The sequence below is a fragment of the Novosphingobium aquimarinum genome, assembly GCF_009746585.1.
Taxonomy (GTDB): domain Bacteria; phylum Pseudomonadota; class Alphaproteobacteria; order Sphingomonadales; family Sphingomonadaceae; genus Novosphingobium; species Novosphingobium aquimarinum.
Genome location: NZ_WRPO01000042.1, coordinates 1 through 9,192, shown reverse-complemented (window position 1 = coordinate 9,192; position 9,192 = coordinate 1). Strand labels below are relative to the sequence as shown.

Sequence of the window (9,192 nt, the reverse complement as noted above, 5' to 3'; positions counted from 1 at the left end):
AATGACAATCCGGGTGTTGGCGACCCCCGCTCGGGCTACGCCCTCACGGCGCTCGCCAACACCCGGATCAAGTGGCCTGGTTTTACTCCGCCTAATGGACGACTTTTACTCCGCCGTTGACAAACCGATCGAAGTAGAATTCCGGTCTCACCCTACGCGCCTATGTCAAACTACGTGAAACCGTATAATTTTGAAGTTAATTTTAAGTGTGCAGCGCATGTGACTGTCGCGGGCAAGCTTTTGCAAGCAAAGACCGAGCTGCTTTGGCAGTCGGCACATCGAACCGCTTCAATCTGGCCGAAAGCCAATTGGCGCGAAGCCGGGGCCTGCCGCAATCTGGGGGAGGTCAGACAGGATCTCGTAGCTATCGGCTTGCAAGCCATTCGCGAACGCGCGTCGTCGCGGCACTCACGGCGCGATTGAGCGGAATCGTTTCCGTGGCCATTCGGGCAATCGTTTCGCCGGCAAGAGTGTCGCCCGCGCCGGTCGCATCGTCGATCTCTGCTTTCACGACGTCGACGATGCTGCTCCCTTCGGGTGCGTGGATCCTGATCCCGGCGCTGCCTTGCGTCTCGACAATCGCGCGAGAGCCGCGGCCTTCAGGACCGAGCGCATGTCGCACCAGCGCCATTTCGGCCACGTTGCAGAAGATCAGTTGGGATCGCCTCGCCACTTCGGCGGCGAGGTCCGCAGGGAAGCAGAGAGGATCGTCCTTCACGATCCAACTAACCGAAGCATCGGCACGGCAGCTTCGCAGCACCTCGTGTGTCGCGTGCGCCGGGCCGGCGGAGATGACGACATGGTCCGCATCGGCAATCTGCGCCGCCTGCGCGGGGCTCAACTTGGATCCTCCGGCGCCGCCGTCATCGATCATGCAGCCGGTGGTGCCATCGGGTTGATATACCATGAGACATCGGACGGTACGGCGGCCAGCGTCGCGGTCGATGCCGGCAATGGAAAAGCCGCGCTCCTGGCACGCCGCGACGAAGGCTTGCGCATCCTTGTCCTCGCCGAGCCACGCGATGGGAGCGACGCTCAGGCCCGCATCGGCAAGTCGCGCCGACGTATACCAGGTCGCCCCACCGGGGCGCGGCCAGCCTCCCGCGGCTCCGAATTGCGCTGGAGCCGTCGTATGTCCGGTGAACGGCTGCTCGAGGCCGACCACATAGTCGAGCGTTGCATGGCCGGAGACGGCGAACTTCGGGAGGGGCATAAGGACGTCGCTCGGATCAGGCGGACACTGCTGCCGTGGTTTCGCGAACCACGATCTTGACGTTGAAGATCACCCGCCGATTGCCGTCCTGTTCGCCATCGAGCTTGCGGAGTAGGGCATCGACCGCCTCGATCGCCATTTCGTCGACCGGCATTTCGATGGTGGTGAGCGCCGGCGTACAGTATTCGCTCCAGGCGATATCGTCGAAGCCGACGATGGATAGCTCTTCCGGTACGGCGAGGCCCATTTTCCGGGCATGGCGCAACACGCCGACGGCGATGAGATCTGCGGCGCAGAAGATCGCCGTGGCACTACGCGCTTCGACGGCCTCCTTCACCGTGCCTTCCAATTCGACTGCAAAGGCATTTTCCACGACGAAGGTGGGGCCGCCGACGCTGGCGAGCGCCGCTGTTGCCCCATCGATACGGTCCCGCATGCTCCGCACATCCATCGGACCGGCGACGACGCCAACGTTGCGGTGACCGAGCGCTAGCAAATGCTCCACCGCCAGGCTTCCGCCCTGCACATAGTCTGCCTGTACGGCCTCGAAACCGGGCACGCTGCGATCGAGCACGATGATCGGAATATCCGCCACCAGCTTCGCGATGCTGTTCTCGTCATTGACCGGAAACCACACGATGCCATCGACATTGCGATCCACCAGTTGCCGGATGGCTTCGCCTTCCTGCTGCTGATCGCCGGCGGTGTCGGTCACAAAGACGCTGTATCCGTTCTGCCGCGCACGATGGACGATCGCCTGCGCCAGACTGGGAAAGAACGGGTTGGTCATGTCGGGCACGACGAGGCCGATCGCGCCGGTGCGCCCCGTGCGCGTGGCCCGCGCGCTCAGGTTCTGGCGATACCCCAACTCTTCGGCGATCTTGAGGACATGGGCACGCATCTCTTCGCCCAGCGAGCCGGTCCGATTGATGGCGTAGGACGCACTCGCCAGCGACACGCCCGCGGCCTTGGCCACATCTTTCAAAGTCGCCCGCTTGGGCGGTGTACGGATATCCGGATCTGCCATCGGGCAAGTGCTAAGCTGCTCGCAGACAGATATCTAGTGAAAAATAATGAAACGATTATCACAGGAAATCGTGGCGGGATGTCACCGTTTTCGCCTCGACCAGCCCGGAAGGTATGGGGCTGCGTTACGCCGTCGCCGATAAACCGCTTGGCGCGAAGACGGCGATCATGGCGATGGTGGGCGCAGATGCCTCCGCTACCGCCCAGGTCGCATTTCGTACGCGGAAAGCGATGATACCCGAAGCGTCAGCCGTCTCTTCCGCGCAGGTGCAGCTGCAGGTATGCCTTGGTCGGATGAATTCGCTCGAAATTGGCGATTGCCTCCGTCCAATCCACTTCTTATGAAACGTTTCATGATTAAGAGCTCGCCCTTCGCCATGGCTCATTTCCGGACTGGACCTCGCCATGATCCAAGGTGATGCCTTCAGAGCCCTGGCGGGTCTGGGCGCGTTCCTGTTGATTGCATGGGGCGTCTCGGAAAACCGTCGCCGTTTCCCTTGGAAAATGGTCGCCGGCGGTCTTTCGCTGCAGATTGTGTTTGCCCTTGTGCTGACCAGGGTTCCGGCCGTCGTTGCGGTGCTTGGCGGCCTCGCCCGTGGAGTCGATAACGTTCAGAAAGCCGCGGAAAGCGGCGCAGTGTTCGTGTTCGGCTACCTCGGCGGCGGGCGCCAGCCTTTCGCCGCGGCAGAGGGCGGCGCGTCGACCTTCATCTTCGCCTTGCAGGTCATCCCGGCCGTGCTGCTGGTCAGCGCCCTCGCCGCGCTCCTGTGGCACTGGGGCGTGTTGCGCTGGATCGTACAAGGCGCGGCATGGGTTTTCGGTCGCCTGTTCGGAGTGAGCGGACCGGTGGGCGTGTCCACTTCGGCCTGCATCTTTCTGGGTATGATCGAGGCCCCGCTCCTGGTCCGCCCGATGCTGCCCAAGCTTTCCCGCGGCGAATTCTTCATCATCATGGTCGACGGGCTGTCCGTCATCGCCGGTTCGACCATGATCCTGCTGGCTACGATGCTGGTGGGACGCGTGGACGACGTTTTCACGCATCTCCTGACGGCCTCGCTGATCAGCACGCCGATGGCGATCACCATGGCCCGCATCATCATCCCGAGCGAAGTCGTCCGGACCAGTGGGCGCATTCCCTTGAGCAGCGAATACAAGAGCAGCCTCGATGCGATCACCCAAGGAACCCTCGGCGGCGTGCGCATTGCGGCTTACGTCATCGCATTGCTGATCGTGTTCGTGGGCCTGATCGCACTCGTTGATGCCCTGCTCGCGCAGATCCCGCGCGATGGCGACCCGATCACTCTGAGCACGGTTTTCGGGACGATCTTCGCACCATTTGCGTGGCTCATGGGCGTTCCATCCGGCGACATCACGACAGTTGGCAGCCTGCTCGGGACCAAAGTCGCGGTCAACGAAGTCATCGCCTACGGCCAGCTGGCGGCTCTTCCGGCAGGAGCGCTCTCGGCGCGCGGCGAACTGATCGCGACGTATGCGCTGTGCAGCTTCGGCAATTTCGGCAGCGTTGCGATCCTCATCGGCACCCTGACCGCCATGGCCCCGGAAAAGAGCGACGACATCGTCCAGCTCGGGCTCAAGGCGCTGTTCGCCGCCTTCCTCACCAGTTGCATGACCGGCACGGTCATCGGTCTTCTCGCCCTTGTCATCTAGGAGCCACCGCTTGCTGCAACCGCCCGCCTTCATTGCCTTCACGGGCGTCGACTCCCCGGCGCTCATCCCCCGACTACAGGCGCTTTCGTCACGCTATCCGATCGAGTGGGGCATCCTGATCGACGATGCGCGGGGCGACGAGCTGCTATTTCCCGACGCTGCCGACCGGGCAGCGCTACTGGCCGCACCCGGCCTGCGCTTTGCTGCGCACGTCTGCGGGGAGCAGGCCCGCCTCATCGCCGATGATCCGGATGGAGCCACGCTCGATCTGACCGGCTTCCAGCGCCTGCAAGTCAATCATGGCTTTTCCGGCAGCAGCGGCGAACAGGTTGAAAATTGCGTGCGTTTCGGACGTTCCCGAGGCCTGCGCACCATGCTGCAGGCGGTTGGCGAGTTCCCCGCCGAGCCCCGCCTCGACTGGCTGTTCGACACCAGTTTCGGGACCGGCAAGCCGCCCGCAGCCTGGCCCGCCTTGCCGCCAGCGGGTCCGTTCTGCGGCTTTTCGGGCGGTATCGGCCCCGCCAATGCAGCGCAGGTCATCCAATCCATCGGCGCGGCCCAAGGCGAACAATACTGGATCGACATGGAGTCGGGCATCCGCACTGACGGCGCGCTCGATCTGGCGAAGTGCGCGGCCGTTTGCGAGGCGGTTTATGGCGGAGCGTGACGCGCCAAGCGGGGGCAAGCTGGTCATACTCGATACCGACCCGGGCATCGACGATGCGATGGCGCTGGTGCACCTCGCCGCGGCGCCCGAGGTTACACTTCATTCGGTGACCACGGTTTTCGGTAACGCCGACGTCGATACGGTCACTCGCAATGCGCACTTCCTGCTCGACCGGTTCGGGCTCGAGCTCCCGGTCTTTGCCGGAGCGGCGGGGCCGGTCCATGGCCCGCGTCAAGAGCTCGAGTTGCGCGTCCATGGGTCGGATGGCTTTGGCGACACCGGGCTCGCGCGCGGGTTCGAGCCCCGATCGACCAGCCGCAAGCCGGCATGGCAGCACATCGTCGATACGCTGAAAGCGCGGCCCGGTCGCATCTCGATCCTGGCGATCGGGCCTCTCACCAATCTGGCGCTCGCCTTGCGGCATGACCCCGATATCGCCCCGCTCGCCGCGCAGATCGTGGTCATGGGCGGCGCTTTCGGCACCCAGGGACGCCACGGCAATATCCGACCGCATGCGGAAGCCAATTTCTTTCAGGATCCGACGGCGGCGGACGAAGTGCTCGCGGCGGCGTGGCCGGTCACGGTGGTGGGGCTGGACGTATCGACGGACTGCATCCTTCCTTCCCACGCCCTGCGCGATCTTGCCGACGGAGGCGCCGCGGGGCGTCTGCTGTGGGACATTTCTCGCGGGTACGAGGACATCTATCGCAAGTACGACGGGATCGACGGCTGCTGCATCCATGACGTTGCCGCCGCTGCATACCTCTGCGCCCCCGAACGCTTCGAGACGGCCCGCCACCCGCTTTGCGTCGAGCGCGACGGACCGGAAGCGGGCCGCTCGGCTGTCGCGATCGGACGAACCCGCCCCGACCAGCGCTATTGCCTCGGCATCGATGCCGAAGCGACAGTTTCCGATTTCGTCCAGTCTGTCATCCGGTTCGATGCCAGCTCGAAACGAGACCGATGTCACGCGGCACGATGAAGCGAAACGCCGTATCCTGGCTCGGCCTTGTCGCTGTCGCGGGGTGCGCAAGCGGTGGGCAGGTTCGGCTCTCGGATGCCGGATCTCCGGGATGCGAGGCAATGTCCGTTCAGGAGCTGGGCCGGACCTCGATGGCGCAAAACCAGGGGAGTGACGCCATCCCGATCGGAGGAATTTCGGGGATCGAGTACGATCCGATTTCCGACGACTATCTTGTCGTCACCGATGGTCTCGAAGGTCCCGGCGCGGGCCGAATTGGCCGCCTGAGACTGAGGCGGGAAGAGGACGGCGGTTATCGCGTGCGCTGGTTGGGTTCGAAAGCACTGCTGCCAAAGGATAAGGGCGCTTCCCCCCCAGTAGGCGAAGGCGCTTCGGTCCTCGACGCGGAAGCGCTTCGGCTGACCAAGGACGGAGACGTGCTATGGTCGAGCGAAGGCGATCCGAAGAATGGATCGGGTCCCGGGCTCTATCGCAGCTCGCTGGAAGACGGACGCACCACGCCCCTGCCCTTGCCGCCCCAACTCGAACGTGATCCGAGAGCGCAGCGCGGCCCGAGAGACAACCGGTCGTTCGAAGGCCTGTGGATCGATCCGCAGGGGAACATCTGGCTTGGCCTGGAAGCCCCGCTGATCGAGGATGGCCCTCCGCCCCGTCCCGACAAAGGCGCGCAAACGCAGATCATGCGCATCGCGAAAGACGGCACGCTGGTGCAGCAATGGCGCTATCCGCTCGCCCCGATCACGGGACAGATCCCAGGGCGCCTCGCCGACAACGGCCTGAGTGAAATTCTCGGCCTTGGCGATGGCCGCTTCCTGGTCCTGGAGCGATCCGGCGCGCAGCAGGAAGACGGCCGGTTCCTGTTCACCACCAGACTGTTTTGCGCAGCGCCCGTTCCCGGCACCGACCGGCTCGAAAAGTGGCAGCTGGCGCAATTCGGACGTGGCGACGGGCTCGAACGGGCCAACTTCGAAGGGGTGACGTTCGGACCTGCCACGCAGGACAATGGCAGAAGCCTGGTGCTGGCAGCCGATAACAATTTCGAACCCGGCATGCCTACTTGGTTCGTCATCCTGGCCGTCGACGAGTGATCGGCGACGAAGAGGCCGACAAGCCGCCGGCCTCTCCTCGTCTCAGTCAGAAACGGGCCCGCAGCGAGGCCGTGAAGGTGCGCGGTGCGCCAATGAAATAGCGGTCCAAAGTCCGCACATCGGGGCCCGAGAACAAGCCGAATTCGGGCAATGTCGCCGTCGCTGAACTGACGGCGCCGATGTATTCCTTGTCGAAGACGTTATCGACATTCAGCTGAAAGCGCAGCTCCTGGAACGGGCCGGTATCGCCGAAGTCGTAGCTCGCGACCGCCCCGAAAACGGTGTAGCCGGGAATTTCCTCCGTGCCGATTTCCGCAAAGCTGTTGGGGAACAGGATGTGCCCGCCAACGCGATCGCTGATGTAGCGGCCCGTGCCCTGCAGTCGCAAGCCTTCCACCGGCTCCACGCTGACTTGCCCGAAGACGCTGTGTTCGGGAATGTCGCGCACGCGGGCTCCGCCGATCACGCCCACGGATGCCAAAGCCGCACGCTCTGCCGAGCCGACCGGGGGATCGTCGTGTTTGGCATCCTGGTAGGCGTAGCTCAGGTAGAAGTCGACGAAGTCGAAATCGAGGATGGCTGTGGCTTCGATGCCGCTGCTCTTGGTACCGTCGATATTGGCGGCTTGCGTGGCCACGTTGCCGCGAACGATTTCGTCGGGATCGATGCCGGTCGTCGTGCGCGGGATGATGCCGATATTGTTCTTCAGCCGCGTGTGGAAGCCTTGCAGCACGAGCGCAATCGTCTCGTTCGAATAGCGAATGCCGATGTCGAAATTCTCGGTTTCGATCGGGTCCAGATCGCCGGGGTTGATCGCGGCGTTCGAGCCGAGGAAGGCGTCTTCGGGAATGCCCGCGAAGTTCTGGGCATAGCCGCCGAACACTTCGATGCCCTCGGCAGGGCGAAAACCGATGCCGATCTTGGGATTGATGCCCGAATCCTGCGAAAAGCCGACGAGCGTGCGGTATTCCAGCGGTGACCGCGCCCGGTAGCGAATATTGAACCAGGTGAGGCCGGCGTCGAGGCGCAATACGTCGGGAATGACCTCGATCGAATCCTGCGCGTAGAGCATCGCCGTCTCGATCCGGGATTCGCGGTCATATTCGACGAAGGCGAGATCGCCTCGGTTGTAGTCGATGCTCTCGGCAGAATTCAGGATCGGATAGAAGTTGCGCGTCTCCGAGGACGTGGTCGTTTCCCACCAGCCGCCGATGCGGATCGTGTTGCCGGCGATCACGTCTTCCAGCCTGACTTCGCCGGTAAGGCCGTAACGATCCGTGTCGCGCGGCGTAACGCGCATGTCCGCCGGGCCGCCGAATGCATTGCTGTCGCGTGTCGTGACCACGCCGGGGCGAATAGCGCCGCCCAGATCGTTGTATCCCGTCACCGCGCGCGGATCGCCTCCGGCGAGGCGGCGCTGGCGGTCCTGATAGCGAAACGATTCCCCCCGCAAGCTCTGGAAATAGGGGTTCAGGCTGAAACTGGCCGTATCGGTCATCATGAAGCGCGTGTTCAAATAGACGAGAAAATCCTCACGCGTACCGCCCAGAGCGCCACCGTAATCGACATCGATCGCCGGAATGCCGCTGATCTCGTCGGTGGCCCGATCGTTGCGCGGATCCGCTTCGAACTCGCCCAGCGTGATAATGTTGAAGTCGTTGTCACGCTGATCGTTGTAGGCTGCGCGAAGTTTGATGAAGCCGCCGTCGTCGAAGTCCTTCACCGCTTTGAACTCGACATGGTCGCGGCGTGACGACCGCGCGCGGGGCCCGGCCCAGATATCGTTCTCCTGATGCGAGTAACTTAGATAGCTGGTCAAACCCGGCGCGATTTCACCCGTATCGAGGCGTACGTAGCCCCGGTAGAAGTCGTTATCTCCGAACCCTGCTTCGATCGTGGCGCCCGTGTCGTAATAGGGATCCGCCGAGATGAAATTGACGAAACCGCCAAGCGCGAACCGCGAGGGCGAGCCGATATCGCCCGCACTTTGGGAAACCTCGATACGCGAGATATTGCTCGATTCGATGAAGCGCTGCGGCGGCGAGCCACCATTGAAGCGCGCATCGCCGGTGGGAATGCCGTCGAGCGACAAACCAACCTGCTCCTTGTTGAGGCCGCGCATATAGAGTTCGAAGGAGAACGTGCCGCCACGCGCGTCGCCGGTCGAGACCTGGACGCCCGGAACCCTTTGCAAGCTCTGAGTGATGTCGGCGCCGAGGGGCCGATCCTCGATGTCGTCGGTCGTAACCACTGCCGATGCGCGCAGATTGCCGACACCCACCCGTTCGCCGATGACGACGATCCCGTCACTCCCGTTGCGCTCCGCAACCCCCTCATCTTGGGCATGCGCGGCACTGACGGAGAGGAAGATGTGAGCCAGAGCTAAGACACTGGCCGATTGGCGAAGCGGCATTCGCGACAACGTTGAGTCATCGTGTAATTGCGGCTGCTTCCCTCGGACCTTGGTTGAGGCGCACACTTCTGGTTGTCGAATCCTGAAGGAAGGAAACAGCCATGAAGCACTATGCCGGATTGGACCTGTCGATGG

7 protein-coding genes are annotated in these 9,192 nt (G+C 63.2%); 4 read left to right on the top strand and 3 right to left on the bottom strand.

The annotated features are described in order from the left end of the window. Nucleotides 1–364 precede the first annotated feature (364 nt). Both GQO94_RS20395 and GQO94_RS20390 read right to left on the bottom strand, forming a co-directional pair. Nucleotides 365–1,213, bottom strand: a complete 849-nt coding sequence (locus GQO94_RS20395; RefSeq protein WP_156843216.1) for a carbohydrate kinase family protein — start codon at nucleotides 1,211–1,213, stop codon at nucleotides 365–367. Nucleotides 1,214–1,229: 16 nt separating this feature from the next. Continuing rightward, the gene (locus tag GQO94_RS20390) at nucleotides 1,230–2,240 is read right to left on the bottom strand and encodes a LacI family DNA-binding transcriptional regulator (protein WP_156843215.1); all 1,011 of its coding nucleotides are present in this window, start codon (nucleotides 2,238–2,240) and stop codon (nucleotides 1,230–1,232) included. A gap of 404 nt (nucleotides 2,241–2,644) precedes the next feature. On the opposite strand from GQO94_RS20390, the gene GQO94_RS20385 reads away from it, so the two are divergent. From GQO94_RS20385 to GQO94_RS20370, 4 genes are all read left to right on the top strand, one after another. Further along, a complete protein-coding gene (locus GQO94_RS20385) occupies nucleotides 2,645–3,907 on the top strand; it encodes a NupC/NupG family nucleoside CNT transporter (protein ID WP_156843214.1) in 1,263 nt (420 codons plus the stop codon). A 10-nt stretch (nucleotides 3,908–3,917) separates the two neighbouring features. After that, the gene (locus tag GQO94_RS20380) at nucleotides 3,918–4,574 is read left to right on the top strand and encodes a beta/alpha barrel domain-containing protein (protein ID WP_156843213.1); all 657 of its coding nucleotides are present in this window, start codon (nucleotides 3,918–3,920) and stop codon (nucleotides 4,572–4,574) included. Continuing rightward, complete coding sequence (locus GQO94_RS20375) at nucleotides 4,561–5,556, top strand: nucleoside hydrolase (RefSeq protein WP_156843212.1); 996 nt, start codon at nucleotides 4,561–4,563, stop codon at nucleotides 5,554–5,556. Before GQO94_RS20380 ends, GQO94_RS20375 begins: the two co-directional genes overlap by 14 nt. A 101-nt stretch (nucleotides 5,557–5,657) precedes the next feature. After that, nucleotides 5,658–6,644 carry an esterase-like activity of phytase family protein gene (locus GQO94_RS20370; protein WP_198046084.1) on the top strand — a complete coding sequence of 329 codons (987 nt, stop codon included), beginning with the start codon at nucleotides 5,658–5,660 and terminating at the stop codon, nucleotides 6,642–6,644. Nucleotides 6,645–6,690: 46 nt separating this feature from the next. On the opposite strand, the gene GQO94_RS20365 is transcribed toward GQO94_RS20370, so the two are convergent. Beyond that, nucleotides 6,691–9,057 carry a TonB-dependent receptor gene (locus tag GQO94_RS20365; RefSeq protein WP_156843210.1) on the bottom strand — a complete coding sequence of 789 codons (2,367 nt, stop codon included), beginning with the start codon at nucleotides 9,055–9,057 and terminating at the stop codon, nucleotides 6,691–6,693. Between the last annotated feature and the right edge of the window lie 135 nt (nucleotides 9,058–9,192).